The sequence below is a fragment of the Streptomyces sp. NPDC060049 genome (genome assembly GCF_042736715.1).
Taxonomy (GTDB): Bacteria; Actinomycetota; Actinomycetes; order Streptomycetales; family Streptomycetaceae; genus Streptomyces.
On record NZ_JBHWVV010000030.1, the window covers coordinates 50,615 to 75,871 of the forward strand.

Annotated in this window: 29 protein-coding genes; 11 read left to right on the forward strand and 18 right to left on the reverse strand. The window is 71.9% G+C overall.

Translation table 11 applies throughout. The features are described from left to right. Positions 1-8 precede the first annotated feature (8 nt). Genes ACFWBY_RS35500 through ACFWBY_RS35510 form a run of 3 tightly spaced genes read left to right on the forward strand, consistent with a single transcriptional unit; the run spans position 9 to position 1,449 of the window. Positions 9-452, forward strand: a complete 444-nt coding sequence (locus ACFWBY_RS35500) for a DUF3995 domain-containing protein (protein ID WP_385337788.1) — start codon at positions 9-11, stop codon at positions 450-452. Then, on the forward strand, positions 449-991 hold the full coding sequence (locus ACFWBY_RS35505; protein WP_385337791.1) for an RNA polymerase sigma factor: 543 nt from the start codon (positions 449-451) through the stop codon (positions 989-991). Before ACFWBY_RS35500 ends, ACFWBY_RS35505 begins: the two co-directional genes overlap by 4 nt. Beyond that, on the forward strand, positions 988-1,449 hold the full coding sequence (locus tag ACFWBY_RS35510; protein WP_385337794.1) for an SRPBCC family protein: 462 nt from the start codon (positions 988-990) through the stop codon (positions 1,447-1,449). Before ACFWBY_RS35505 ends, ACFWBY_RS35510 begins: the two co-directional genes overlap by 4 nt. 69 nt (positions 1,450-1,518) lie before the next feature. On the opposite strand, the gene ACFWBY_RS35515 is transcribed toward ACFWBY_RS35510, so the two are convergent. After that, entirely contained in the window at positions 1,519-1,902 is a 384-nt protein-coding gene (locus ACFWBY_RS35515) for an ATP-binding protein (RefSeq protein ID WP_385337797.1), read from the reverse strand. 152 nt (positions 1,903-2,054) lie between these two features. Between ACFWBY_RS35515 and ACFWBY_RS35520 the strand changes: the two genes are divergently transcribed. After that, positions 2,055-2,840: a Scr1 family TA system antitoxin-like transcriptional regulator gene (locus tag ACFWBY_RS35520; protein ID WP_385337800.1), complete on the forward strand. Its 786-nt coding sequence runs from the start codon at positions 2,055-2,057 to the stop codon at positions 2,838-2,840. After that, entirely contained in the window at positions 2,837-3,016 is a 180-nt protein-coding gene (locus ACFWBY_RS35525; RefSeq protein WP_385337803.1) for a DUF397 domain-containing protein, read from the forward strand. The genes ACFWBY_RS35520 and ACFWBY_RS35525 overlap by 4 nt, the downstream gene beginning before the upstream one ends. On the opposite strand, the gene ACFWBY_RS35530 is transcribed toward ACFWBY_RS35525, so the two are convergent. After that, positions 2,994-3,764, reverse strand: a complete 771-nt coding sequence (locus ACFWBY_RS35530) for a TetR/AcrR family transcriptional regulator (RefSeq protein ID WP_385337806.1) — start codon at positions 3,762-3,764, stop codon at positions 2,994-2,996. The genes ACFWBY_RS35525 and ACFWBY_RS35530 overlap by 23 nt on opposite strands. 61 nt (positions 3,765-3,825) lie before the next feature. On the opposite strand from ACFWBY_RS35530, the gene ACFWBY_RS35535 reads away from it, so the two are divergent. Together ACFWBY_RS35535 and ACFWBY_RS35540 are read left to right on the forward strand one after the other, a co-directional pair. Continuing rightward, positions 3,826-4,788, forward strand: a complete 963-nt coding sequence (locus tag ACFWBY_RS35535; protein WP_385337809.1) for an ATP-binding cassette domain-containing protein — start codon at positions 3,826-3,828, stop codon at positions 4,786-4,788. Then, positions 4,785-5,540, forward strand: a complete 756-nt coding sequence (locus ACFWBY_RS35540; RefSeq protein WP_385337812.1) for an ABC transporter permease — start codon at positions 4,785-4,787, stop codon at positions 5,538-5,540. The genes ACFWBY_RS35535 and ACFWBY_RS35540 overlap by 4 nt, the downstream gene beginning before the upstream one ends. Before the next feature lie 44 nt (positions 5,541-5,584). On the opposite strand, the gene ACFWBY_RS35545 is transcribed toward ACFWBY_RS35540, so the two are convergent. Beyond that, entirely contained in the window at positions 5,585-5,857 is a 273-nt protein-coding gene (locus ACFWBY_RS35545) for a DUF1876 domain-containing protein (RefSeq protein WP_385337815.1), read from the reverse strand. 265 nt (positions 5,858-6,122) lie between these two features. On the opposite strand from ACFWBY_RS35545, the gene ACFWBY_RS35550 reads away from it, so the two are divergent. Beyond that, the gene (locus ACFWBY_RS35550) at positions 6,123-6,515 is read left to right on the forward strand and encodes a hypothetical protein (protein WP_385337818.1); all 393 of its coding nucleotides are present in this window, start codon (positions 6,123-6,125) and stop codon (positions 6,513-6,515) included. Between the two features lie 195 nt (positions 6,516-6,710). Here the strand turns inward: ACFWBY_RS35550 and hemB are convergent, their stop codons facing one another. The 6 genes from hemB to ACFWBY_RS35580 all read right to left on the reverse strand — a co-directional run bounded on the left by hemB (position 6,711) and on the right by ACFWBY_RS35580 (position 13,573). Then, the gene (gene hemB, locus ACFWBY_RS35555; protein WP_385337821.1) at positions 6,711-7,712 is read right to left on the reverse strand and encodes a porphobilinogen synthase; all 1,002 of its coding nucleotides are present in this window, start codon (positions 7,710-7,712) and stop codon (positions 6,711-6,713) included. Between the two features lie 92 nt (positions 7,713-7,804). Continuing rightward, positions 7,805-9,472, reverse strand: a complete 1,668-nt coding sequence (locus ACFWBY_RS35560) for a uroporphyrinogen-III synthase (RefSeq protein ID WP_385337824.1) — start codon at positions 9,470-9,472, stop codon at positions 7,805-7,807. Next, positions 9,469-10,437: a hydroxymethylbilane synthase gene (gene hemC, locus ACFWBY_RS35565; protein ID WP_385337827.1), complete on the reverse strand. Its 969-nt coding sequence runs from the start codon at positions 10,435-10,437 to the stop codon at positions 9,469-9,471. The genes ACFWBY_RS35560 and hemC overlap by 4 nt, the downstream gene beginning before the upstream one ends. Beyond that, entirely contained in the window at positions 10,434-12,206 is a 1,773-nt protein-coding gene (locus ACFWBY_RS35570; protein ID WP_385337830.1) for a glutamyl-tRNA reductase, read from the reverse strand. The genes hemC and ACFWBY_RS35570 overlap by 4 nt, the downstream gene beginning before the upstream one ends. Further along, positions 12,203-13,021: a redox-sensing transcriptional repressor Rex gene (locus tag ACFWBY_RS35575; protein WP_385337833.1), complete on the reverse strand. Its 819-nt coding sequence runs from the start codon at positions 13,019-13,021 to the stop codon at positions 12,203-12,205. Before ACFWBY_RS35575 ends, ACFWBY_RS35570 begins: the two co-directional genes overlap by 4 nt. A 273-nt stretch (positions 13,022-13,294) precedes the next feature. Beyond that, positions 13,295-13,573 (reverse strand): glutaredoxin family protein, encoded by a 279-nt coding sequence (locus ACFWBY_RS35580; protein WP_385337836.1) that lies wholly within the window; start codon positions 13,571-13,573, stop codon positions 13,295-13,297. 136 nt (positions 13,574-13,709) lie between these two features. Here ACFWBY_RS35580 and ACFWBY_RS35585 point away from each other — a divergent pair, with 136 nt between their 5' ends. From ACFWBY_RS35585 to ACFWBY_RS35595, 3 genes are all read left to right on the forward strand, one after another. Then, a complete protein-coding gene (locus ACFWBY_RS35585; RefSeq protein ID WP_385337839.1) occupies positions 13,710-14,741 on the forward strand; it encodes an HAD family hydrolase in 1,032 nt (343 codons plus the stop codon). 397 nt (positions 14,742-15,138) lie between these two features. After that, on the forward strand, positions 15,139-15,942 hold the full coding sequence (locus ACFWBY_RS35590) for an ECF subfamily RNA polymerase sigma factor, BldN family (RefSeq protein ID WP_385337842.1): 804 nt from the start codon (positions 15,139-15,141) through the stop codon (positions 15,940-15,942). Between the two features lie 227 nt (positions 15,943-16,169). Next, positions 16,170-17,366 carry a DUF5667 domain-containing protein gene (locus ACFWBY_RS35595; protein WP_385337845.1) on the forward strand — a complete coding sequence of 399 codons (1,197 nt, stop codon included), beginning with the start codon at positions 16,170-16,172 and terminating at the stop codon, positions 17,364-17,366. A gap of 64 nt (positions 17,367-17,430) precedes the next feature. Here the strand turns inward: ACFWBY_RS35595 and ACFWBY_RS35600 are convergent, their stop codons facing one another. The 9 genes from ACFWBY_RS35600 to ACFWBY_RS35640 form a co-directional block, all read right to left on the reverse strand. Next, positions 17,431-18,423: a lysophospholipid acyltransferase family protein gene (locus tag ACFWBY_RS35600; RefSeq protein ID WP_385337848.1), complete on the reverse strand. Its 993-nt coding sequence runs from the start codon at positions 18,421-18,423 to the stop codon at positions 17,431-17,433. Then, complete coding sequence (locus ACFWBY_RS35605; protein ID WP_385337851.1) at positions 18,423-19,514, reverse strand: NAD-dependent epimerase/dehydratase family protein; 1,092 nt, start codon at positions 19,512-19,514, stop codon at positions 18,423-18,425. The genes ACFWBY_RS35600 and ACFWBY_RS35605 overlap by 1 nt, the downstream gene beginning before the upstream one ends. A 94-nt stretch (positions 19,515-19,608) precedes the next feature. Beyond that, positions 19,609-19,707 (reverse strand): 30S ribosomal protein bS22, encoded by a 99-nt coding sequence (locus ACFWBY_RS35610; RefSeq protein ID WP_003948845.1) that lies wholly within the window; start codon positions 19,705-19,707, stop codon positions 19,609-19,611. Between the two features lie 162 nt (positions 19,708-19,869). Continuing rightward, positions 19,870-20,079, reverse strand: a complete 210-nt coding sequence (locus ACFWBY_RS35615) for a helix-turn-helix domain-containing protein (RefSeq protein WP_162688852.1) — start codon at positions 20,077-20,079, stop codon at positions 19,870-19,872. A 114-nt stretch (positions 20,080-20,193) separates the two neighbouring features. Continuing rightward, the gene (locus tag ACFWBY_RS35620) at positions 20,194-21,024 is read right to left on the reverse strand and encodes a phosphatase (protein ID WP_385337872.1); all 831 of its coding nucleotides are present in this window, start codon (positions 21,022-21,024) and stop codon (positions 20,194-20,196) included. A 101-nt stretch (positions 21,025-21,125) separates the two neighbouring features. Beyond that, positions 21,126-22,295, reverse strand: a complete 1,170-nt coding sequence (locus ACFWBY_RS35625; protein ID WP_385337854.1) for an acetoin utilization protein AcuC — start codon at positions 22,293-22,295, stop codon at positions 21,126-21,128. Beyond that, positions 22,246-23,466 (reverse strand): MFS transporter, encoded by a 1,221-nt coding sequence (locus ACFWBY_RS35630; RefSeq protein ID WP_385337857.1) that lies wholly within the window; start codon positions 23,464-23,466, stop codon positions 22,246-22,248. The genes ACFWBY_RS35625 and ACFWBY_RS35630 overlap by 50 nt, the downstream gene beginning before the upstream one ends. Positions 23,467-23,525: 59 nt before the next feature. Continuing rightward, entirely contained in the window at positions 23,526-24,224 is a 699-nt protein-coding gene (locus ACFWBY_RS35635; RefSeq protein ID WP_385337860.1) for an HAD family hydrolase, read from the reverse strand. 130 nt (positions 24,225-24,354) lie between these two features. Next, the gene (locus tag ACFWBY_RS35640; RefSeq protein WP_385337863.1) at positions 24,355-25,110 is read right to left on the reverse strand and encodes a nucleotidyltransferase domain-containing protein; all 756 of its coding nucleotides are present in this window, start codon (positions 25,108-25,110) and stop codon (positions 24,355-24,357) included. Positions 25,111-25,257 lie beyond the last annotated feature (147 nt).

Consider the following 25,257-nt stretch of genomic DNA (forward strand, 5'->3'; position numbering starts at 1 on the left):
GGCACACGATGAAGGACACGACACGGCGGCGCACCGGGACGGCGGTCGCCGCGCTGCTCGCCGCCGACGCGACGCTCCACCTGTACTGGGCCACCGGCGCGACCTGGCCCGCCCCGGACGAGCGGGCGCTGTCCCTGGCCGTGCTCGGCTCGGAGGTGTCCTTCGGCCCGGCCGTCGTCCTGCCCCTCGCCGCGATCACCCTCGCCGGCGCGGCCGGCGTCCTCGCCCACACCCGCCGCCTGGGCGGCGCACCCGCGCGCGGGGCCGCCCGCCTGGTCACCGCGGCCGTCGCCGCCGGTCTGGCCGTACGGGGCCTCGCGGGCCTGGGCTGGGCCGCCGGCCTCCTCGACAGCCCGCCCGGCAGCCCCTTCCCCACCCTCAACCTGGCCCTCTACACCCCCGCCTGTCTCGGCTTCGGCTGGGCGGCGGCCCGGCTGGCGCGGGCCCGGTGAGCGCGCCGGGCAGCCCCCTCTCCGGGCCCCTCACCCAGGCCGCCCGCGACCGCGGGGTCGCGCTCGCCCGTGCGGCCCGCGCCGGCGACACCCTGGCCCTGCACGACCTCCTCGACCACCTGACCCCGTACATCGCCCGGATCTGCACCCCGATCGCCCTCGCGGACGGGCCGGACGCCACGCAGGAGGCCCTGCTCCGCGTCTTCCGGTCCCTGCGCTCCCTGCGGGACCCGCGGACCCTATACGGCTGGGTCCGGGCCATCGCGGTCCGCGAGGCCGTCCGCACCGCCCGGCGCGCGGCCCGCGACCGCCCGGCCGAACTGGCCGACGTACCCGGCCGGGGCGATCCGCAGCTGGCCACCGACATCGAGGACGTCCTGGCCCGCCTCTCGCCGGCCCACCGGGCCGTCCTCGTGCTGCGCGACGTCGAAGGCCTGGACGAGGAGTCCGCCGCCGCCCTGCTCGGCGTCCCGCCCGGCACCGCCAAGTCCCGTCTCCACCGGGCCCGTACGAGCTTCCGGAAGGCGTGGTCCTCATGACGTACGCGAACGCGATCGATCCCGTCGCCCGGCTCCGCGTCATGGCGGCCGGCATCCCGGGAGCCCGGGTCGTCGAACGGGTCCTCCCGGCCCCCCTGGAGGCCGTCTGGGCGGTCATGTCCGACCTGGAGGGCGAGTTCGGCCGCTTCCAGCCGGACATGCGCAGCGTCCGCGTGCTCCGGGTCGCCGGCGACCGCGTGGAGGCACTGGCCCGCAGCAAGTACGGCCCGCGGGCCCGCTTCCGCGGCGTCCTGCGCCCGGGCTGGTGCTGGCTCCAGAGCCGCTTCCTGATCATCGGCATGGCCGCCGCCCCGGAACCGGGCGGCGGCACCCGTGTCGCCCTGACGGGCGGCGTACGCGTCCCCGGCCGCGCCTCGATCGTCCCGGTGGGCGCGGAACGCGAACTCCGCGGGGCGATGACCCGCCTGGCGGGGCGCGTCGGCGCGGGCGCAGCCTGAAGCGCTCGCGCCCGGGCCGGGCCGCGGATCTCGGCACCGGCCGCCACCGCCGCCGTAGGACCGCCCGAGTCAGCCGAACTCGCACCACACGACCTTGCCCGGCGCCCGGGGCAGCACGCCCCAGGCACCGGCGAGGCCGCCCACGATCGTCAGCCCCCGCCCGGGCGGCCCTCCCGCGATCCGGGACAGCCCGGGGCCGCTGTCGTGGACCTCGATCCGCAGGGTCCCGTCGAAGGCGAGCAGCCGCAGCAGGTACCCGCGGCCGCGCGGGACGCCGTGCCGCAGGGCATTGGTCGCCAGCTCGCTCACGCAGAGCAACACCTCGCCGTCCCGGTCGTCCCTCCCCCACGTGTGCAAAGTGTCACGTGTGAACTGGCGCGCAGCGGCGACGGTTCGGGGATCGCGCAGGTAGAGCCGCTCCCTCAACAGGGCGGCCTGGGTATGCAGATTCACCAGGCGATCGTCGCGCGCGGTGACTAGCGTGTGACCGAGCACCAACCCGTACTCATTGATGAGTACGGGTGGATGCGGGGTAGTCCACGTGCAGGGGTGGGGAGTTCGCTGTCATGCCACCAAGGAAGCGTCCACGGCCCAACGCGACCACCATGAAGATGGTGGGCCAGCAAGTGGCCGCCGCCCGGATCGCCAAGAACCTGACCCAGAAACAGCTCGCGGAGCTGGTCCGCCAGGACGCGGAGACCATCGCGTCGATCGAGCAGGGCCGGCGCACCCTGATGCCGAATGTCGCCGAGCTAATGGACCACCACCTGGGCCTCCCGGGACTGCTGTCCGTCGCTGCCCACGGGATGCCCGAGAGGGACCCCACCCCCACGTGGTCCGATGAGTACATGGACTTGGAGAAACGGGCCGTCGCCTTCTCCTGGTACGAGGTTGTCGTGCTGCCGGGACTCCTGCAGACCGAGAACTACATGCGGGCCCTGTTCCGCGGTCGGGTCCCGGCCTTCCTTCAGGAGGAGATCGACACCCTGACATCGCGCCGACTGGCTCGGGCCGAACTTCTTCACCGCAAGCGGCCGCCGAGCCTTTCCTTCGTCGTCTCGGAAGGGGCTCTCCGCGACCGGATCGGCGGGAATGCGATTTACGCCGAGCAGGTACGCCACCTGCTGGACTGCACGGAGTTGCCGCACGTCACGCTCCAGGTGCTGCCCTTCGGCCAGACCTCCCACCCCGGCCTGTCCGGTTCATTCATCATGTTGGAAACACCGGATCACGAGCACCTTGCCTACATCGAAGGACAACGCAGCAGCCAGCGCGTCACCCACCCTGACGACATCAGCGTACTGACCCTGCGGTATGCCATGCTGCGGACTCAGGCCCTCAACGCCACAGAAACCGCGGCCTTTTTGGGCCGTCTGCTAGGAGAGCTATGAGCACCACGCCCCAGTGGTTCAAGTCCAGCTACAGCACTGACGAAGGCGACGCATGCGTAGAGGTCGCCACCTGCGCGACCCAGGTCCACGTCCGTGACTCCAAGCTCACCGACGGCCCCGTCCTGGACCTCGCCCCCGCCGCCTGGGCCGCCCTTACGGAGTGGACCGCTCGCTGATCAGCTCGGCCAGGCCGTCCAGCAGGCGGCCCAGCCCGAAGCGGAACTGGAAGTCCGGCTCGTCGGAGCCGGTGAACGCGTCGGACTCCAGCAGCCTGGACACCGCCGGGTGGGTGTCCGGGCCGGTGAGCAGCTGCAGCGTGCGCACGTACTGACCGACGACCTTGTCCGGTGAGACCCCGGACTTCACGATGGCGTCCATCATGTCGGCGGCCATCGTCGCCTCGTTCCGTACGAGGCCGCCGAGGAGGATGATCGTCGAGAGCTTCTCGGATTCCCTCAGGTTGGTGCCGGCCATGGAGGCGAGCCCGCGTTCCATCCAGGCGAGCTGGTTCGGGGTGGCCGGCGGGGCCGTGATCGGGATGCGCAGGATCCACGGCTTGGTCATGAGGAGGGTGCGCTGGGCGTACGCCCAGTGCGACAGGAGCTCCCGCCAACCCAGGCCGTCCGCGTCCGGCGGCAGAGGCGGCGGGGTGCCGACTCCGGCGTCCGACATCAGGATGTACAGCTCTTCCTTCGCCGTGACGTACCGGTAGAGGGACATCGTCGAGACGCCGAGGTCCTTGGCCACCCGGCCCATGGAGACGGCGTCCATCCCCTCCGTGGCGGCGAGCGCGACGGCGGCGTCGACGATCCGCTGGAGGGTGAGGGAGGGGCGCGGGCCCTTACCAGGGCGTTCGCGCAGGCCCCAGGCCATGGCCAGGCTCGCCGGGAGCCCGGTGCCGTCGTCTTCCGTTTCGTTCGCCATCGCCGCCTCCCTCCGTCATGAGTCGTTGACGCACATCCTAGTTCTGTGTATTACTTACGCAATGACGCGTAACCCATACGCAGAAAGCAGAACGGAGACCGGCATGGACGACCTCGGCATCCACGCCACTGCCCTGACCAAGTCCTACGGCGCCCTGCGCGTCCTCGACGGCATCGACCTCGCCGTCCCGCGCGGCAGCGTCCTCGCACTCCTCGGCCCCAACGGCGCCGGGAAGACCACCACCGTCCGGATCCTCTCGACCCTCACCGAAGCCGACTCCGGCACCGCGCGGGTCGCGGGCCACGACACCGCCTCCGAGCGGGCCCTCGTACGCCGCTCCATCAGCCTCACCGGGCAGTTCGCGGCCGTCGACGACCTCCAGACCGGCGCCGAGACCCTCCGCATGATGGGCCGGCTCCGCGGACTGCGGCCGCGCGCCGCCCAGGCGCGGGCCGACGAGCTGTTGGAGCGCTTCGGGCTCGCCGAAGCCGGCGGGCGGACGGCCAAGACGTACTCGGGCGGGATGCGGCGGCGCCTCGACCTCGCCGCGAGCCTCGTTTCCCGACCGGAGGTGCTCTTCCTTGACGAGCCGACGACGGGCCTCGACCCGCGCAGCCGCCACGACCTGTGGGACCTCGTACACGAACTGCGCAAGGACGGCACGACCGTGCTGCTCACCACCCAGTACCTGGAGGAGGCCGACCGGCTTGCCGACCGCGTCGCCGTCCTCGCCGACGGGCGGATCGCCGCCGAGGGGGCGTGCGCCGAACTCAAGTCCCGGGTCGCGGGACACCGGCTGGACCTCACGCTCACCGACCGGGCCGCCTACGAGGACCTGCGCGCCCGAGCCGTCCACCTCGACCCGGACGCGCTCACCCTCGGCCTGCCCACCGACGGGAGCGCCGCCCACGTGCGGGCGCTGCTCGACGAACTCGACCCCGACCGCACCACCGTCGACCGCTTCGCGGTCCGTTCCGCCACCCTCGACGACGTGTACCTCGCCCTGACGGGAGCCGACCGATGACCACCGCCACCGCCTCCGCCTACGCCCTCGCGGGCCGCAGCCTGCGCATCAGCCGCCGCAGCCCCGACGCGCTGATCGCCGCGCTGATGCTCCCGGTCATGCTGATGCTGATCTTCGTCTACTTCTTCGGCGGTGCCATCGACACCGGGACCGAGTACGTGACGTACGTGGTCCCCGGCGCCATGCTCCTCTGCGCGGGCTTCGGCGCGGCGAGCACCGCCGTCAGCGTCGCGGACGACATGAAGAACGGGGTCGTCGACCGCTTCCGCTCCCTGGACATCGGCGGCGTCCCGATCCTGGCCGGGCACGTGACGGCCTCCGTCCTGCGGAACCTGCTGTCCACCACCCTGGTCCTCGCCGTCGCACTCGCCATCGGCTTCCGGCCCGAGGCGCGACCGGCCGCCTTCCTGGCCGCGGCCTGGCTGCTGTTCGCGTACATCACGGCGATCTCGTGGCTGGCCGCAGTGCTCGGACTGCTCGCCAAGTCCCCGGAGGCCGCGGGCGGGTTCACGTTCCTGATGATGTTCCTGCCGTACCCGTCCAGCGCCTTCGTCCCCATCAAGACGATGCCGAGCTGGCTGCACGGATTCGCGGAGAACCAGCCGCTGACCCCGGTGATCGAATCCCTGCGCGCGCTCCTGCTGGCGCAGGACGCGGGGAACTCCCCTTGGGTCGCACTCGCCTGGTGCGCCGGCATCACGGCGGTGGCCGTGACCCTGGCCGGCGTCCTGTTCCGCGCCCGGACCCGCTGACGAACTCCTGGCGGAGCCCGTCAGCGGCCCGTGCGCCCGCCCGCTCAGCGGTTCAGCGGATAGGAGTGGCGTCCCGTCGCCTCATCGATCTCCGAGTGGGCCTTCTGCAACATCTGGGATGCGAGGTCCATGAGCGCGCGAGCGCCCGCGATCTCTTCCCCGACCCGCAGCTGCTCCGGATCGGAGGGGTGGCGCATGGCGTAGCCGTGCGCCCTTATCTCGGAGCCGTCCCCGAGCCTTACCAGGGCCGCCGCACTGGTGCGCTGGCCCTCCTCGGTGAATTCGAGCTCCACATGCCACCCGACGAGCGTGGACATGGTGCATCACCTCCAGGGGGTCACCCTCCCTCCCAGGGTGCGCCTGCGGGGGGTGGGACGCGAGCTCAGACGCGTGCGGGCCCGTGGGGCGACTCCCGCTCGCGCGCCGCGCCGCCCACCGACGCGTGGACGGCACACCGGCCGATCACAGAAGGTGACGCGCCAGGGCGTCGCGTCGCCAGGGACGTTGCCTCGGGACCCGGGCCCGGCCGAAGTGAGTACCCGCACTCATGTGCCGGCTCCCCCGCCCCGGTTGACTGGCGTCATGAACCTGAACTGGCACCCGGGGCCGGACCTGGGCCGGGACCTGGCCCCCGGCTTGGATCCCTCGGGGGACCCGCGGGCGTTCATCGCCCCGCTCGTCTCCAGCCTGCTGACGCTGCCGCTCGGCGCCGTCGCGTTGTTCTTCGTCGCGCTGTCGCCGATGGCCTGCGACTCCTGCGGGGGCACCGCCAGTGACCGGTTCGACGCCTCCTACGGCGTCGCCTTCGGCGTCTTCGCCGCCGGGCTGCTCCTGGTCCTGGGCCTGCTCGTCGCCGCCTGGGCGCTGCCCTGGCAGCGGCGCAACTCCGGCCGCCGGGTGGTGCTCGCACTCACCGCCCCGGCGACCGTGGTCCTCGACTACGTCGTCTTCTACGGGATCGTCGACTGGCCCTAGACGGTGTCTAGCGCTGTGACCGGGAAGGTGTGCCGGGTCGCGGTGTTCGGTGCGGTGCAGCTCCCCCAGCTACCGCTGGGAGGTGCCCCCGGGACGGAGGGCCACGGCTCGTACCGGACGTACCGCCGTGGCCCGACAACGCCGCGAGGTGCCGTGCCGGGCGCCGCGACCCGGTGGACCTTCCCGGTCACAGCACTAGCGCTCCTCGCGCAGCCGGAGCGCGACCTCGGTCGCCCAGTACGTCAGGATCGTGTCCGCGCCCGCCCGCTTGATGCCGAGCAGGGTTTCCAGGATGGCGCGGTCGCGGTCGATCCAGCCCTTCTCCGCCGCCGCCTCGACCATCGCGAACTCGCCGCTGATCTGGTACGCCGCCACCGGTACGTCGACCGCCTGCGCGACCCGGTACAGGATGTCGAGGTAGGGGCCGGCCGGCTTGACCATCACCATGTCCGCGCCCTCCTCCAGGTCGAGGGCGAGCTCGCGCAGCGACTCGCGGGAGTTGGCCGGGTCCTGCTGGTAGGTCTTGCGGTCGCCCTGGAGCGAGGAGGCGACGGCCTCGCGGAAGGGGCCGTAGAAGGCGGACGAGTACTTCGCCGTGTACGCGAGGATCGAGACGTCCTCGTGGCCCGTCTCGTCCAGCGCGTCGCGGACGACGCCGACCTGGCCGTCCATCATCCCGCTGGGGCCGACGACGTGGACACCCGCGTCGGCCTGGACCTGCGCCATCTCGGCGTAGCGCTCCAGGGTCGCGTCGTTGTCCACGCGGCCGTGCTCGTCCAGGACCCCGCAGTGCCCGTGGTCGGTGTACTCGTCCAGGCACAGGTCGGACATGATCACCAGGTCGTCCCCGACCTCGGCCTTCACGTCGCGGATCGCGAGCTGCAGGATGCCGTCGGGCTCGGTGCCGGCCGTGCCCCGCGCGTCCTTGTTCTCGTCGGCGGGGACCCCGAAGAGCATGATCCCCGACACGCCCGCCTCGACCGCCTCCACGGCGGCTTTGCGCAGCGTGTCCCGGGTGTGCTGGACCACGCCCGGCATCGCCGAGATGGCGAGCGGCTCGCTGATGCCCTCCCGTACGAACGCCGGGAGGATCAGGTCCGAGGGGTGCAGCCTGGTCTCCGCGACCATCCGCCGCATCGCCGGGGTGGTGCGCAGCCGGCGGGGCCGCGAGCCGGGGAAGGATCCGTACGTGCTCATCTTCTAGTCGCCTCTTCGAGCATCGAGAACAGTCCAGACAAGGGTAGGGCCCGGGTGCGCCTGCACCCGGGCCCTACCCCCTAACGCCCGCATCAGGTCGTACGACGCCTGCGCGCCCCCGGCCGACGCTCGCTCGGCCGGTACACGGTTTCCCCGGCCTCCTTCGCGGCCTCGCGGCGCGCGGCCCCGTACTCCGCCAGGGCTTCCGCCAGCTTGCCCACGCTCGGCTCGGGCGACAGGACGTCGACCCGCAGGCCGTGCTCCTCGGCCGTCTTGGCCGTCGCGGGGCCGATGCACGCGATGACGGTGACGTTGTGCGGCTTGCCGGCGATGCCGACCAGGTTGCGCACGGTCGACGAGGACGTGAAGAGCACGGCGTCGAAGCCGCCGCCCTTGATCGCCTCGCGGGTGTCCTGCGGCGGCGGGGAGGCGCGCACGGTCCGGTAGGCGGTGACGTCGTCGACCTCCCAGCCGAGCTCGATCAGCCCGGCGACCAGGGTCTCGGTGGCGATGTCGGCGCGCGGCAGGAAGACGCGGTCGATCGGGTCGAAGACCGGGTCGTACGGCGGCCAGTCCTCCAGCAGTCCGGCGGCGGACTGCTCGCCGCTGGGCACGAGGTCGGGCTTGACGCCGAACTCCACCAGCGCGGCGGCGGTCTGCTCGCCCACGGCGGCGACCTTGATGCCGGCGAAGGCACGGGCGTCGAGCCCGTACTCCTCGAACTTCTCGCGCACGGCCTTGACCGCGTTCACCGAGGTGAAGGCGATCCATTCGTAGCGGCCGGTGACGAGTCCCTTGACCGCCCGTTCCATCTGCTGCGGGGTGCGCGGCGGCTCCACGGCGATGGTCGGCACCTCGTGCGGCACCGCGCCGTACGAACGCAGCTGGTCGGAGAGCGAGGCTGCCTGCTCCTTGGTGCGCGGTACGAGCACGCGCCAGCCGAACAGCGGCTTCGACTCGAACCAGGACAGCTCCTCGCGGCGCGCGGCGGCGCCGTGCTCCCCGACCACGGCTATGACGGGCCGCGAACCCTCCGGGGAGGGGAGGATCTTGCCCTGCTTGAACACCTGGGCGATGGTGCCCAGGGTCGCGCTCCAGGTCCGCTGGCGGGTCGTCGTACCGGCCACGGTCACGGTGAGCGGGGTGTCGGGCTTGCGCCCGGCGCTCACCAGCTCGGCGGCGGCGGCGGACACCGTCTCCAGCGTCGCGGAGACGACGAGGATGCCGTCGCTGGCGCCCACCTCGCTCCAGCAGCGCTGGGAGGCGCTCCGCGCGTCCACGAACCGTACGTCCGCGCCCTGCTTGCCGCTGAGCGGCACTCCGGCGTACGCGGGGACGCCGACGGCGGTGGCGACGCCGGGAACGACCTCGAAGGGGATGCCCTCGGTGGCGCAGACGAGCATCTCCTCGGCCGCGTTCCCGTCGAGTCCGGGGTCGCCGGTGACGGCGCGGACGACCCGCCTGCCGGAGCGTGCGGCCTCCATGACAAGATTGGCGGCATCTCGGATCACCGGGACCCCGGCGGCTGCTGACTTCTCGTCAGCTATCGTCAGCTGCGGCGTGTCCACCCCCGCGCGCGCATGCGTCCGTACGACCTCGAGGACCTCGGGCTCCGCGATCAGGACGTCCGCGGCGGCGAGCGCCTCGACGGCGCGCAGCGTCAGCAGACCCGGGTCGCCCGGACCGGCACCGAGGAAGGTGACGTGCCCGTGGACGGCGACCGCCGGAAAAGCGGAGGTGGTGGGACTTGTGGGGTTCAAAGCGACCGCTCCCCCATCAGACCGGCTGCGCCCTTGGCCAGCATCTCGTCCGCGAGTTCGCGGCCGAGCGCCATGGCCTCGTCGTACGACTGGGGCACGGGACCGGTGGTGGACATCTGCACCAGCGTGGAACCGTCGAGGGTTCCCACGACTCCACGCAAGCGCATCTCATTGACAGTCTGGCCGTCGGCCAGCAGGTCGGCGAGCGCTCCCACAGGGGCGCTGCAGCCGGCCTCCAGGGCGGCGAGCAGTGCGCGTTCGGCGGTCACGGCGGCCCGTGTGTCGGGGTCGTCGAGCTCGCCGAGCGCGGCGATCAGGTCCGTGTCGGACGCGAGGCACTCCACGGCCAGGGCTCCCTGGCCGGGTGCGGGCAGCACGTTGTCGACGGAGATCAGGTCGGTGGCCTCGTCGCCGCGGCCGATCCGGTTGAGCCCGGCGGCGGCGAGCACGACGGCGTCGAGCTCTCCGTTGCGCACGTACCCGATCCGGGTGTCGACGTTGCCGCGGATGGCGACGGTCTCGATGACCTTGCCCAGCGACTTGGCGTAGGCGTGCAGCAGCGACCTGCGGCGCGGCGAACCGGTACCGATGCGCGCGCCGTCGGGCAGCTGCTCGAAGGTCAGGCCGTCGCGGGCGACGAGCGCGTCCCGGACGTCCTCGCGCCGCGGCATGGCGGCGATGACGAGGTCGTCGGGCTGCGCGGTGGGCAGGTCCTTCAGCGAGTGCACGGCGAAGTCGACCTCGCCGCGCACGAGGGCCTCGCGCAGGGCGGTGACGAAGACGCCGGTGCCGCCGATCTGCGAGAGGCTCTCGCGGGACACGTCACCGTAGGTCGTGATCTCCACGAGCTCGACGGGCCGGCCGGTGACCGCCCGTACCGCCTCGGCTACATGTCCGGACTGGGACATGGCCAGCTTGCTGCGCCGCGTGCCGAGCCGCAGGGGCTGGTCGAGACGTGGATTCATGATGCCCGTCCTGAGTCGTCGTTCTTGTCTGCCGCGTCCGCCCGGCTGACGGAGGCCACCGTCTGCGGGTCGAGATCGAAGAGTTCGCGCAGTGCCTCGGCGTACCCGGCGCCGCCGGGCTCGCTCGCGAGCTGTTTGACGCGCACGGTCGGCGCGTGGAGGAGCTTGTCGACGACGCGCCGCACGGTCTGGGTCACTTCAGCCCGCTGCCGCTCGTCGAGATCGGGCACCCGTCCGTCGAGCCGCGCCACTTCCATGGCGACGACCTCGGCGGCCATGGCGCGCAGGGCGACCACGGTGGGCGTGATGTGCGCGGCCCGCTGGGCGGCCCCGAACGCGGCCACTTCCCCGGCGACTATGCCGCGTACGGCATCGACGTCGGCGGCCATCGGCGCGTCGGCGGAGGCCTCCGCCAGCGACTCGATGTCCACGAGCCGGACCCCGGGGATCCGGTGCACGGCGGCGTCGATGTCGCGGGGCATGGCCAGGTCCAGCAGCGCGAGCCGTACGGGCTGTGCGTCCACCAGGCTGCGGGCCCCCTTGCGGGGCTGCCGCTGCGCGGCCGCCTCGCCCTGGTCGGCCCAGGTCCCGTGCAGTTCCAGCGAGCTGGCGTCGACACCGGTCAGCGCGGCCCGTCCGCCGGAAGCCGGCGCGTCGAGTCCGACGGGACACCCGTCGGCCTCCTCGACTGCGACCTTGCTGCGCACGGCCCCGCCGTCGGCGATCCGCTGCCCTCCGGCGGAGGCGGCGGCGAGCCGCGCCACGAGCTCGGCGTCCACGCCGCCCGACCCGGCCGGCGCCACATCCAGCCCCGCCACATCCAGCCCAGCCGGCGATTGAGGCGCGGGGTCTGGGGCGGAGCCCCAGCTGGGGGTCCCCCCGGACGGAGTCTGGGGGGTGGTGGAAGGGCGGGTGGGGGAAAGCCCCGCAGGGTCCCCCGCCACGGCCGCGGCCACATCGTCCCCGGTCAGCACCAGCCCGGTCGCACCCGTGCACGACACGACGACGTCGACTCGTGTCAGCTCGTCCCCTACCGAGGCCATCGGAACCGCCGAAGACCGCACCCCGGTGCCCGAGGCAACCAGGATCTCGGCGAGCCGCTCCGCCCTCTCGGCGGTCCGGTTGGCCACGACGATCTCGGTGAAGCCGACCCGGGCCAGCGTCGCCGCCGCGAGCGAGGACATCGATCCGGCCCCGATGACGAGCGCCCGCTTGCCCGCGGCCCACTCCTCCACCGGCACGTGCACGGCGAGCTGCTCCAGCCCGAAGGTGACGAGGGACTGGCCCGCCCGGTCGATCCCGGTCTCGGAGTGCGCCCGCTTGCCGACCCGCAGCGCCTGCTGGAAGAGGTCGTTGATCAGGCGGCCGGCGGTGTGGAGCTCCTGCCCCAGCGCCAGCGCGTCCTTGATCTGCCCGAGGATCTGCCCCTCGCCGACGACCATCGAGTCCAGGCCGCACGCCACGGAGAACAGGTGGTGCACCGCCCGGTCCTCGTAGTGCACGTAGAGGTAGGGGGTGAGCTCCTCCAGGGCCACGCCGCTGTGCTGCGCGAGGAGGGTGGAGAGCTCGGCCACGCCCGCGTGGAACTTGTCCACGTCGGCGTACAGCTCGATGCGGTTGCACGTGGCGAGCACCGCCGCCTCCGCCGCCGGCTCCGCGGCCAGCGTGTCGTGCAGCAGCTTGACCTTGGCATCGGCGGGCAGCGAGGCGCGCTCCAGCACGCTCACGGGCGCACTGCGGTGGCTCAGCCCTACGACGAGCAGACTCATGCCGGCATCACCGCCGGGACGTCGCCGTCGGGGCCGTTCTTGCGCGCGACGGCAGCGGCCCGCCCGGCGGGCGGGACCACGGCGGCGGCCGGAGCCGCACCGGTGCCGGTGCCCGCGGCGGAGCCGCCCGCGCCGGCGGCGGAAGCCGCTTCCTCACCGGCCTTGCGCTGCTCGTGGAACGCCAGGATCTGCAGCTCGATCGACAGGTCGACCTTGCGCACGTCGACGCCCTCGGGAACGGAGAGGACGGTCGGCGCGAAGTTCAGGATGGAGGTGACGCCGGCGGCGATCAGCCGCTCGGACACCTGCTGCGCCGCCCCCGCCGGGGTCGCGATGACCCCGATCGAGACGCCGTTCTCCTCGATGATCTTCTCCAGGTCATCGGTGTGCTGGACGGGCATGCCCGCGACGGGCTTGCCGGCCATGGCCGGGTCGGCGTCGATGAGCGCGGCCACGCGGAAGCCGCGGGACGCGAAGCCGCCGTAGTTGGCGAGGGCCGCGCCCAGGTTTCCGATGCCGACGATGACGACGGGCCAGTCCTGCATCAGTCCGAGCTCGCGGGAAATCTGGTAGACGAGGTACTCCACGTCGTATCCGACCCCGCGCGTCCCGTAGGAGCCGAGGTAGGAGAAGTCCTTGCGCAGCTTCGCGGAGTTGACTCCGGCGGCCGCGGCGAGCTCCTCGGAGGACACCGTGGGCACCGATCGCTCGGAGAGCGCGGTGAGGGCACGCAAGTACAGCGGAAGCCGGGCGACAGTGGCCTCGGGAATACCTCGGCTGCGGGTCGCCGGTCGGTGAGTTCGGCCAGTTGCCACGATGCTCCTGCGGGATGAGCGGGGCTGCAGGTGGCCTCTTGTCCCAGGACCACCCCGTCGAATGCAGGCTATGTCTTTGTGAACGCGTGCACAAAGATTGTGTCCGCTTTGTCCGAGCAAAGTGACCGGGGTCACGCGCCTTGGGCACGCGGGGCGGGAACGGTCGACACGCCGAACCCGTTCAATTCCCGAAGGGGGCAAAACTGCACACACTCCTCACCGATACGCCCCCGAGACCCCATAAATCGCCCACGATCGTAACCGCCCGGCAGGTCAAGCCCGCAATGCCCGTCGGAGCCGGTCAGGGTTCACCCTCCAGAAGGTGTGCTGCTCGCCGTCCACCAGCACCACGGGGATCTGCTCCCAGTGCAGGCGGTAGAGCTCCTCATCCTGCGAAATATCCTTCTTCTCCCACTGTGCACCCGTCTCGGCACAGACCTTCTCGACGACTTCCTGGGCGTCATCACAGAGATGGCACCCCGGCTTCCCGATGAGCGTCACCATCCGCTCCTCGGGACGCTTCTTCTCGGCACGGCGCAGCAAAGGACTCATGCCTCCCATTCTCCCGCGCCCCGGCGCGGAGCGGTCGCGCGACGGGCGCGCCGAAGGCTCCGTAGACGCCGAAGAGTTCACACAGCCGATTCCCGGCGGTTCGGGAAGTCCCGAACACAGTGGCTATGCTCGCGTCATGCCCCGCCCGTCGCCCGACCACCACCCCGGTAGGAGTCCCTTCGGGACGCGCGCTCGATGGGGATGGCTCACCCCTCACAGACACTCCGCCACCGCGCGGAGCGTGCTGGCGGGCGAGGCCTCCGCCGAGGCCGCCCGCCAGAGCGCGCTCGCCGAAGAGGCTCCCGGCGCCCCCGGCTCCACGCAGGCCCCCGAGGCACCCGGACGCCTGGAGGCCGGAGCGGGCGAGGGCGCCGTGCCGGAGTTCCCCGTCGCCGGCGACGACCTCGCCGCCGCCTTCTTCGACCTGGACAACACCGTCATGCAGGGCGCCGCGATCTTCCACTTCGGCCGCGGCCTCTACAAGCGCGAGTTCTTCCGCCGCCGCGAGCTCGCCCGCTTCGCCTGGCAGCAGGCCTGGTTCCGGCTCGCCGGGGTCGAGGACCCCGAGCACATGCAGGACGCCCGCGACAGCGCGCTGTCCATCGTCAAGGGACACAAGGTCTCCGAGCTGATGTCCATCGGCGAGGAGATCTACGACGAGTACATGGCGGAGCGGATCTGGCCGGGCACCCGCGCCCTGGCCCAGGCCCACCTCGACGCCGGCCAGAAGGTGTGGCTGGTGACGGCCGCGCCCGTCGAGACGGCCACGATCATCGCCCGCCGGCTCGGCCTGACCGGGGCCCTGGGCACCGTCGCCGAGTCCGTGGACGGGGTGTACACCGGCCGGCTGGTCGGCGAGCCGCTGCACGGCCCCGCGAAGGCGGAGGCGGTGCGCGCCCTGGCCGCCGCCGAGGGCCTGGAGCTCGGGCGCTGCGCGGCGTACAGCGATTCGCACAACGACATTCCGATGCTGTCGCTGGTCGGACATCCGTACGCGATCAATCCCGACACAAAACTGCGCAAGCATGCCCGCGCCCACGACTGGCGCCTGCGCGACTATCGGACCGGTCGCAAGGCCGTGAAGGTCGGCGTCCCGGCCGCCGCCGGGGTCGGCGCGATCGCGGGTGGCGCGGCCGCCGCGATCGCCCTGCACCGCCGCCGCAAGTAGCGGGCGCGCACCCTCTCCCGGCCCCGGCGCCGCCCCCGCACTGGCCACCGCCCGGCGGGGGCCCCTCCGCGCCGCCGCCGCGCCCCGGGAGCCGGAGCATTCGCTCACCTCTACCCGCGCCCCGGGCGGGGCACTCCGCCATGCCCTACTCGGTCGCGAGCCACCGCTGAAGCAGCCATTCCGCGTACCCAACCGATCAAGAATCGATCACCATACGCGACTGAATATGCCCTCGACACGCAACAGAAGTGTCGTAACCGGTGATTTGAGCAACTGGGTGTAGCGCTGCCTGTACGAAGCGTTATTCTCCTCAAACGCATGCCACCGCTCATCTGTCGCCACGACGGGTGAACGGTCCCGCACTGCACGTGATGGAAGCTCTGCCTCTGGGAGTCCCGTGTACCCACCTGTCGGGGTTGACGCCTCGGGCCTGGCTACGCTGCGCGCGACGGTCCTCGACCACCTGCGCGGCTTCGTCCCCACCGCGTACGCCGTCCCCGCATTCGCCACCGCGGTCCCCGCCGGACTCGGCCCGGCCGGTCCTTGCTATGCCCTGACCGACGGCGGAGCGACAGTGGGCAGACGGGGCCGCTCCGGCGGCGCCGCCACCGGTACCACCGCGCCCGCCGCCCGCCGTCCCACGGCGGACAGCGACCAGGCCCGCATGATGGACCTGGTCGAACGCGCCCAGGCCGGCGAGGCCGACGCCTTCGGCCGCCTGTACGACCAGTACAGCGACACGGTCTACCGCTACATCTACTACCGCGTCGGCGGCAAGGCGACCGCGGAGGATCTCACCAGCGAGACCTTCCTGCGCGCGCTGCGCCGCATCTCCACCTTCACCTGGCAGGGCCGCGACTTCGGCGCCTGGCTCGTGACGATCGCCCGCAACCTGGTCGCCGACCACTTCAAATCGAGCCGCTTCCGCCTGGAAGTCACCACCGGCGAGATGCTCGACGCCAACGAGGTGGAACGGTCCCCCGAAGACTCCGTCCTGGAGTCCCTCTCCAACGCGGCGCTGCTGGAAGCCGTACGGAAACTCAATCCGCAGCAGCAGGAGTGCGTGACCCTGCGCTTCCTGCAGGGCCTCTCGGTCGCCGAGACGGCCCGGGTGATGGGGAAGAACGAGGGCGCCATCAAGACGCTCCAGTACCGGGCGGTCCGCACCTTGGCCCGCCTGCTCCCGGACGACGCCCGCTGACTCCCTTACTCACATTCGGTAATCCTCCTGATGACACTGACGACGCTGTGGTCCGATCATCCTTCGTCCGTAACCCAAGTGCCGCGCCGCTCGTTGTGCGGAATGCAGGCTCCCTGTGGACAAGCCCTGACTGAAGCCGCTCACTCGAAAGCGTGGATGTGCTCAAGGAAGGCAACCTTCCGGACACCTTGGGGAGTCGATCGTCATGACGAGAGGAGGTGCCGCCAGTGATCGCGAACGTGACTCCGCACCGGCGGGCGAACGCCTTCGCCCAGGCCCTGGAGGATCGGACCCCGTCCGACCTTTCGGAACCGGACCCGGCGGCCGAGCAGTCCGAGGCACCTGCCGAACCTGCCGACCACGACCGGTTGTTGGCCCTGGCGAACGTGCTCGGCGAAAGAATGCCGCGCCCGGTGCTGGATGCCGAGGTCAAAGTGGTGCAACGAGCACAGCTCGTCGCCGCCATGGAGGCCATGGTGATGGAAGAGAGGGCCGGGGGCAGTGCCGCCCCGGACCCTCTCGTGCCCGAACAGCGGACCGGCCGCGGCGCCCACCGGGCGACGTCGCTCGGGAAATTGCGGCCCCGCTCCCGCTGGTCCAAGGGCATCGCAGCAGGTGGCCTCACCGTGGGTGTGGCCGCCGGGGCCTTCAGCGGAGTGGCCGCTGCGAGCACGAACGCCCTGCCAGGTGACCACCTGTACCCCGTGAAGCGGGGCATGGAGGACATCAAGCTGGGCATGGCCGACGACGATTCGGACCGGGGCGAGCTCTATCTCGACCAGGCCTCGAACCGCCTGTCGGAGGCCCGCAGGCTGATGGAGCGCGGCCGTACGGGCGCACTCGACCACGAGTCCCTCGGCGCGATCCGCCGGGCGCTCGCGGGCATGAAGCACGACGCCTCGGAGGGCCACCGGCTCCTCCAGGCCGCTTACGAACGGGACGGCTCGCTCGGCCCGATCCAGGCACTGTCCTCGTTCTCCCGCTCGCACCGCGATGCGTGGGCCAAGCTCCGCGGGAACCTCCCGGCGCAGCTCACGGATGTCGGCGGCGAGGTGGAGTCGGTCTTCCGGGCCATAGACGAGGACGTGGCGCCGCTCCAGGGTCTGCTCCCGAAGCCTCCGGAACAGACCCGCGGCTCCGGCCCCTCCACCCGGCCGAGCACACCGGCGGGCAAACAGCAGGCGGCTCCCTCCCCGGGTACCCCGTCGGCGACGCCCGCTCCGTCGGCCTCCGGCTCCGCGAAGACCCCGTCCCCCGGCGGCGGTCTCCTCGGCGGCACGGGCGATCTGCTGAATCCGCCCACGGACCGGCCGACCCCGGACGCGTCCGGCCCACCGGAGTTCCCCCACCCGGACATCACCCTCCCGCCGCTGCTCCCGGGCCTGCTCCCGGGCCTGGGCCTCAAGGCGGAGGACATCGAGTAACACGCACGAGTGCGCCGGCAGGGCATCCAGCCCCGTCGGCGCACTCGCGCGTGCCCCGGCCCCGTCAGAAGAAGACGGACCGGCGCTGCACCAGCAGCTTGTACAGCGTGTGCTGGATCTGCTCCCGGACCTGGTCGGTCAGGTTGAACATCAGCATCGGATCTTCCGCCGCCTCGGGCGCGTAGCCCGCGGTCTGGATCGGCTCCCCGAACTGGATCGTCCACTTCGTCGGCAGCGGCACCGCCCCGAGCGGCCCCAGCAACGGGAACGTCGGCGTGATGGGGAAGTACGGGATGCCCAGCAGCCGCGCGAGCGTCTTCGCGTTGCCGATCATCGGGTAGATCTCCTCCGCCCCCACGATCGAGCAGGGCACGATCGGAGTTCCCGCCCGCAGCGCCGTCGACACGAAGCCTCCCCGCCCGAAGCGCTGGAGCTTGTACCGCTCGCCGAACGGTTTCCCTATCCCCTTGAAGCCCTCGGGCATCACACCCACGAGCTCCCCGGCCTCCAGCAGCCGCTGCGCGTCCTCCGCGCACGCCAGCGTGTGGCCGGCCTTCCGCGCGAGCTCGTTGACGACCGGCAGCATGAACACCAGGTCCGCGGCCAGCAGCCGCAGGTGGCGCTCGGCCGGGTGGTGGTCGTGCACGGCCACCTGGAGCATCAGCCCGTCCAGCGGCAGCGTCCCGGAGTGGTTCGCCACGATGAGCGCGCCGCCCTCCTTCGGGATGTTCTCGATGCCCTTGACCTCGACCCGGAAGTACTTGTCGTACAGCGGCCGCATCAGGGACATCAGGACCTGGTCCGTCAGCTCCTTGTCGTAGCCGAAGTCGTCGACCTCGTACTCCCCGGTGAGCCGGCGCCGCAGGAACGCCAGCCCGCCCGCGATTCTCCGGTCCCAGTCCGCGCCGCCCCGGCCCTCGGCCGCCGGCTCCGGCGCGGCCGCGAGCATGGGCGCCGGCTCCACCGCCCGCTCCGGCTCCGGCGCCACGCGCACCCGACGCGGCGGCCGGCGCCGCGGCCGTTCCTCGTCGAACGGAATGACCTTGGCGTCCGCCACTATCGCTTCGCTCCCTCAGCCACGGCCTCAGTCCCGGCCTCTACGTCCAACAGCTCGGCCACCCGGTCCACCGCCCGGCCCACCCGCTCCGGGGGCAGCAGCCCGCTCCCCCGGCTCCGGGTGAAGTCGGCGAAGGTCTCGGCCGTCGTGTACATCGGCTCGAATCCCAGCACCTCCCGCATCTGCGAGGTCTGCACGACCCGCCCGTGCGTGAGGAGCCTTATCTGTTCGGGCGAGAAGTCCGTCGCACCGACCGCCCGCAGCGCCGAGCCCACCCAGGCCACCGCGGGCATCAGCAGCGGCAGCGTGGGCCGGCCGAGGCGCCGCGCGCACTGCGAGAGCAGCAGCACCCCGTCACCGGCGATGTTGAAGGTGCCGCTCGTCCCGCTGTTCAACGTCCCGCTGCCGCGCTCCGGTTCCTGCGCCGCGAGCTTGAGCACCTCCAGCACGTCGTCCTCGTGGACGAACTGAAGGCGCGGGTCGTAGCCGAGCACGGTCGGGATCAGCGGCATGGAGAAGTACTCGGCGAGCGCGGAGTCGGCGAAGGGCCCGAGGATGTTGGCGAACCGCAGCACGCACACGGCGACGTCGGGGCGCCTGCGCGCGAAGCCCCGTACGTACCCCTCGACCTCCGCGGCGTCCTTGGCGAAGCCGGCCGCGGGCAGGGATTTGGGCTGGGTGGTCTCGGTGAAGACGGCCGGGTCCCGCGAGGTGCCCCCGTACACGCTGGTACTGGACTTCACCACGAGGCGGCGTACCGTCGGGGACTTCTGGCAGGCCCCGAGGAGCTGCATCGTCCCGATGACGTTGGTTTCCTTGACGGTGCTGTAGGAGCCGGAGCCCGCTCCCGTGGCGGCACCGCCGGTGACCGCCAGGTGCACCACCGTGTCCACGGAGTTCTCCGCGAGCACCCGGGCGATGCCCGACTGCCTGATGTCCGTACGTACGAACTCGGCCGATCCCAGCCGGTGCGGCGGCGTCACCGCGTCGACCGCGATCACCCGCTCGACTTCCGGGTCGCGCTGGATCCGCCGCACGAAACGGCCTCCCAGCTGCCGGGCAGCCCCGGTAACGAGTACGACCTTCCCCACGAGCTCAGCGCCTCCTCAAGAAGTCCCCTGGCTGCACCGCAGCCCCTCCACCAAGGATGGTGGAGGGGCTGCGGAAAACACGTACAGCTGCCGTCTACTTCTTGTTACGGCGCTGAACGCGGGTGCGCTTGAGCAGCTTGCGGTGCTTCTTCTTCGCCATCCGCTTGCGCCGCTTCTTGATAACAGAGCCCACGACTACCCTCGCTCACTTCTCGGAACATCCCCGCGTCAGCGGGGATCTCGGTGCGGGGCGTCTGGGCCCACACGACCTACGTCGGCCTAGCCTACCCGCCCTGGCTCTGAGCTTGTAATCCGGTACTTCCGAGGGGTCCATACGGGCTCCCGGCCCTTGTCCTCAGGCCGATTCCACCCCCACGAAAGACTCGCGGAGGTACTCGTGCACCGCGTTCTCGGGGACCCGGAAGGACCGGCCCACCCGGATCGCGGGCAGATGTCCGTTGTGCACCAATCGGTACACGGTCATCTTCGACACTCGCATCACCGAGGCGACCTCCGCCACGGTCAGGAACTGAACCTCACTGAGAGGCCTCTCGCCAGCAGCCATGACACACCTTGACCTTCCGCGCATGACGGGCACCGGCTTCCCCTCCGGTTACGCCCCGTCGTCGCACGCTCACTCCCCAGAGTAGGGGCGTGTGGTACGAGTGGGGAAGAGGAGCTACGGCCACTCCTGCCGACGCGACAGACTCGCCCGATTGAGTACATAGCGAGTGAGGGGCCGGTAGTAGTCCGCGCGGACCGCGTCATCAAGCGGAACCACCACCGACAGCCGCCCCTCGGCCTCCCCGACGAAGAGCGCCGGATCATTCGTATCGGCCAGCCCGATCGCCTCCACACCGAGCTGACCTGCCCCGCAGACCCACCCGTGGTCCCCCACCACCAGCTCCGGCAACGGCCCTCCCGCCTCGGCGAGGGCCCCGAGCGCGATCCGAACCGGCAGCGGCGAATGGGTGTGCGCGCCGGTCGTACTCCCGGGTGGACGCGCGCCGTCTTCCCGCACCAGTGCGACCCCCCGTACGTAATCGATGCGGTGCGGGCGTAGACCGAACCGGGTCTGCATGTCGACGGCGGCCCCCCGCGCCGGGGTGAGGACTTCACATCCGGCCGCCGACAACGCCTCGGCCAAAGCGGCGTAGAACCCCAGGAGGCGGTGCGGGTGACCGGTCGCGAACAGTACGGGCGCCCGCGCCGCCGCCACCGCGCGCAGGCGCTCCGCGAAGGCCTCCAGCCCCGCCACCGTGCGCTCCGGATCGATCACGTCCGGCCCGCTGACGTGCGCGGGATCCGCCGAGACCCCGCACTTGTCCGCCATCAGCCGCAGCAGGTCCCCCTCGCCCCAGCCCCACTCCGGGTCGAGCCCGAGCATCACCCGGGGGTCGCGCGCGGCGAACAGCCGGTAGCTGCGCAGGCTCTCCTCCCGTGAGGTCGCGACGGGCCCGGCCAGACGGGCGGCCAGCAGATGCGCACGCAGGGCGCCGGTGCTCAACACCTTGCCGATGCTGCCCCAAGCGACCTGGCGGGTCATCAATTACCGCCGATCCCACCACCGTTGGCGTAACGGACGCCACCGCGGCGCGAGGTGCGTACCCGTCAGGCCAGCATTCCCCGCAGCGGGAACACGGCCCGCCGCGTGGCCAGGACCGCCTGGTCGATCCGGTCCGCCGGGTCGTAGCCGGCCTCCCAGTCCCGCCAAGCCGGCACCCGCCCGTCCGTCATCCGCGCGGGCGCCAACTGGCGCGTGCGCGCGTACACCTCGTCCCGCCAGGACCCCGGCACCGCCGTCTCAGGACCGATCGGCCGGTGCGCGGCGATGGCCACCAGGTGCGTCCACGACCGCGGGACGACGTCCACGACCGCGTACCCGCCGCCGCCCAGGGCCAGCCACCGCCCGTCCGCGTGCGCGTGTGCGAGCTCGTGGCAGGCCTCCTGGACCGCCCGCTGGGCGTCCAGCGACACCGCCAGGTGGGCGAGCGGGTCCTCGAAGTGCGTGTCCGCCCCGTGCTGGGTCACCAGCACCTGCGGCCGGAAGTCCGCCAGCAGCTCGGGCACGACCGCGTGGAACGCCCGCAGCCAGCCCTCGTCCCCGGTCCCGGCCGGCAGCGCGATGTTCACCGCCGAGCCCTCCGCGGCCGGCCCGCCGGTCTCCTCGGGCCACCCGGTCTGCGGGAACAGCGTGCGCGGATGTTCGTGCATCGAGACGGTCAGCACCCGCGGGTCGTCCAGGAAGGTCGCCTGCACCCCGTCTCCGTGGTGGACGTCCACATCGACGTACGCGACGCGCTCGGCCCCGAGCTCCAGCAGCCGCGCGATGGCCAGTGCCGCGTCGTTGTACACGCAGAACCCGGCCGCTCCGCCCGGCATCGCGTGGTGCAGCCCGCCGGCGAAGTTCACGGCGTGCGCGGCCTCCCCGCGCCAGATCGCCTCGGCCCCGGCCACCGACTGCCCCGCGATCAGCGCGGACGCCTCGTGCATCCCGTGGAAGGCCGGATCGTCCGTGGTCCCGAGCCCGTAGGAGCCGTCGGCGGCGCCGGGGTCCGCGGACACCTCGCGCACGGCCGCCACGTAGTCCCCGCGGTGGACGAGCCGCAGCGTGGACTCGCCGGCCGGCCGCCCGGCCCGGACCTCCATCGCCCGGTCGAGCCCGAAGGCCCGGACCAGGCCCATGGTCAGCGCCAGACGCACCGGGTCCATCGGATGGCTCGGTCCGAAGTCATACTTCGTTACCGCCTCGTCCCACATCAACAACCCGCGGCCGCTCATGCTCGACACCGTATCGGGCACCCCCCGCGCCGAACGAGCGGGCATGGAAAAGAGTGACGAGGACGAGGACCATCGGCACCAGCATCGCGCCCCGGTAGTTCCAGGCGTCGCCGATCCCGCCGACGAGCGGTGCGCCGATCAGGAAACCCACGTAGTTGAAGATGTTGAGCCGCGCGACGGCGGTGTCGGAGGCGTGCGGGAACAGCCGGCCCGCGGCGGCGAAGGTCTGAGGCACGATCACGCACAGCCCGATCCCCAGCAGGGTGAAGCCGAGCATCCCCCACCACGCCCCGGGGGCCGCCGCGACCACGGCGAACCCCGCCGCGGCGACGACCGACCCGATCCGCACGACGGCCACGGCTCCGAAGCGCCGCACCCCGAGGTCGCCGACGGCCCGGCCGATCAGGGTGGTCACCATGTAGACGTTGTAGGGGACGGTCGCGAGCTGCTCGGAGGAGCCCAGCACGTCCTGGAGGTACTTGGCGCTCCAGTTCGAGACCGTGGAGTCCCCGATGTACGCGCAGGCCATCACCAGGCACAGCGGCAGCAGCAGCTTGAACCCGCCCGTCCCCAGCCCCTTCTCGGCGCCGACGGCCGTCGCCGCGTCGTCCCGGTCCACGTAGAACCGGCTGGCGAGGAGCGTGAGCGGCAGCAGGACCACCACGGCGGGCAGGTAGGAGGTGAAGAGGTCGAGATGCCAGTGCGCGCCCGCCCAAGCGGCGGAGGCCCCCAGGATCCCGCCGAGGCTGTAGGCCGCGTGGAACCCGAGCATGATGCTGCGCCCGTACGCGCCTTGCAGGCTCACCCCGAGCATGTTCATCGAGGCGTCGAGCGCGCCCACGAACAGCCCGAACGCCCCGAGCGCCAGCGCCACGTGCCACAGCTCGCCGCCGGCGCCGACCCCGAGCAGCGCCAGCAGGACGAGCGGCTGCGCCCACCGCAGTACGGTGCTGGGCGCGACCCGCTTGACCAGGTGCTCGGTGACGACGCTCGACGCCCCGGCGAGGATCGGCACGGCGGCGAGGAAAACGGGCAGCAGCCCGTCGGATATCCCGTACCTGTCCTGGATGGCGGGGATCCGCGTCACGAGGAGCGCGAACGTCACGCCCTGCACGAAGAAACTGAAGCCCAACGCCCCGCGCCCGCGGCCAAGCCGCGCGTCTGCTGTCATGGCGGCTCAGCGTAGGGCCCGGTGCTACCGGTGGGTAGAGCGATCACATCTCGATCTGGTCAGTGACTGAAGCCGCCCTGGTAGCCACCCGCGTACCCGCCCTCGTGGCCCTGGAGCCCGAGCAGACCGAGCAGCTGTCCCATGTCCCCGAAGTAGCCGGTGGCACCGGGCAGCCGGTCGGCGGGCACCATCGCCGTGTACGCCAGCACGTCCATGCCCGCTGCGAGGGCGGCCTGGACGCCCAGCGGGCTGTCCTCGACGACCACGCACCGGCCGGGAGCCACGCCCATCTGGTCGGCCGCGTGCAGGAACAGGTCCGGGGCCGGCTTGCCCTGGCCCACGTCGTCCGCGCTGAAGATCCATTCCTCCTCGAACCACTCGTCGAGCCCGGCCGCCCGGTGCCCCACCCGGATCCGCTCGTGGCTTCCGGACGACGCGAGACAGTAGGCCGTCCCGCTCTCGACCAGTGCCGCCAGCACCCCCTCCACACCGGGCACGGGCTTGAGCTCCCGCTCGAAGGCCGTGAAGGTGCGCGCGTACAGCGTCGTGTCGAAGTCGGCCGGCAGCGCCTGCCCGGTCCGCTCCCGCACGAGGTCGTGCACCCGGTGTACGGCGGCCCCCATGTAGTCGCGGAGCGACTCCTCGTACGAGGTCGCGTGCCCCAGCTCGGTCAGGTACCCGGCGAGGATGCTGTTGGCGAGCGGCTCACTGTCCACCAGCACGCCGTCGTTGTCGAAGATGACGAGGTCGTAGCCCATGCGACAACCCTACGAGCCGTCGGTGCGAATCCATCCGGACCCCATGCCGGGCATCCGCAGGACATCGAAAGAACCTCGGCGCCCCGATGCACCCCGATCCGCCTCCGCGCACGCGGGCCGCGGCGAGCGGTCAGCGCTGCGGGGCGGTGGCGAGGGAGTCGATGACGCCACGCCAGGTCCTGCGGTAGCCCTCGCGGAGCGGCCCGCCCACGAGGTCCAGGACCTGCGAGGCCGCACCCGTCAGAGCTGCGGCGTCCCCGGTTCCGCACACCCGCCGATGCCCGTCGAGCAGGGCCGCCCCGAGCTGGCCGTCCGCTTCCAGCAGTCGGCGCGGCAGCCACTTCCCGCCGCCGCCCCACGCCCGGTGGTGATCGAAGAGCAGGTCGGCGGCACCGGCCAGGACGACGCCGGCAACGATCACGCGCTCGACGGGATCCTTCGCGTCACCCAGGTCGTCAAGCGCGTCGGTCAGCCCGTAGCGCTTGGTTTCCACCGTGTCCGGCTCCAGCGGCGGCGGGCCTTGGCGGAGGTCCGCCCCCGCCAGGTCGCGGGCCCGTCCCGCCTCCCCGCCCCTGTCGACCAGGACGAGACCGGTGGCGTACATGGACTGCAGGACCGCACGACGCGTCGCGGCGTCCGCGGCGAAGAGCTCCGCGAGGCCGGCGCGGGTGTGGACGAAGAACTCCACGATCCGACCCTCGGCCCGGAGCGTCTCCCGGAAGGTCTCGCCCCCGTCCTCGACGAGCACGGCGATGTCCAGGTCGCTGCTCGCGGTAGCCCGCCCCGCGGCCGTGGATCCGGCCAGGATCACGGAGAGCGCGTCGGGGAATCGGTCGTGCGCGACACGTCGGGCCAGGTCGATGGGATCGCCATCCATGCCATCCATGCCGGACAGAGTTCCATACCGCCTGACCAGCGGCCACGGATTTTGTCCCGGAACGCAGAAAAGCCCCGCACCGAGCCCGTAAGGGCTGGTGCGGGGCTTTCCCACAATGATTGTTCGGCGGCGTCCTACTCTCCCACAGGGTCCCCC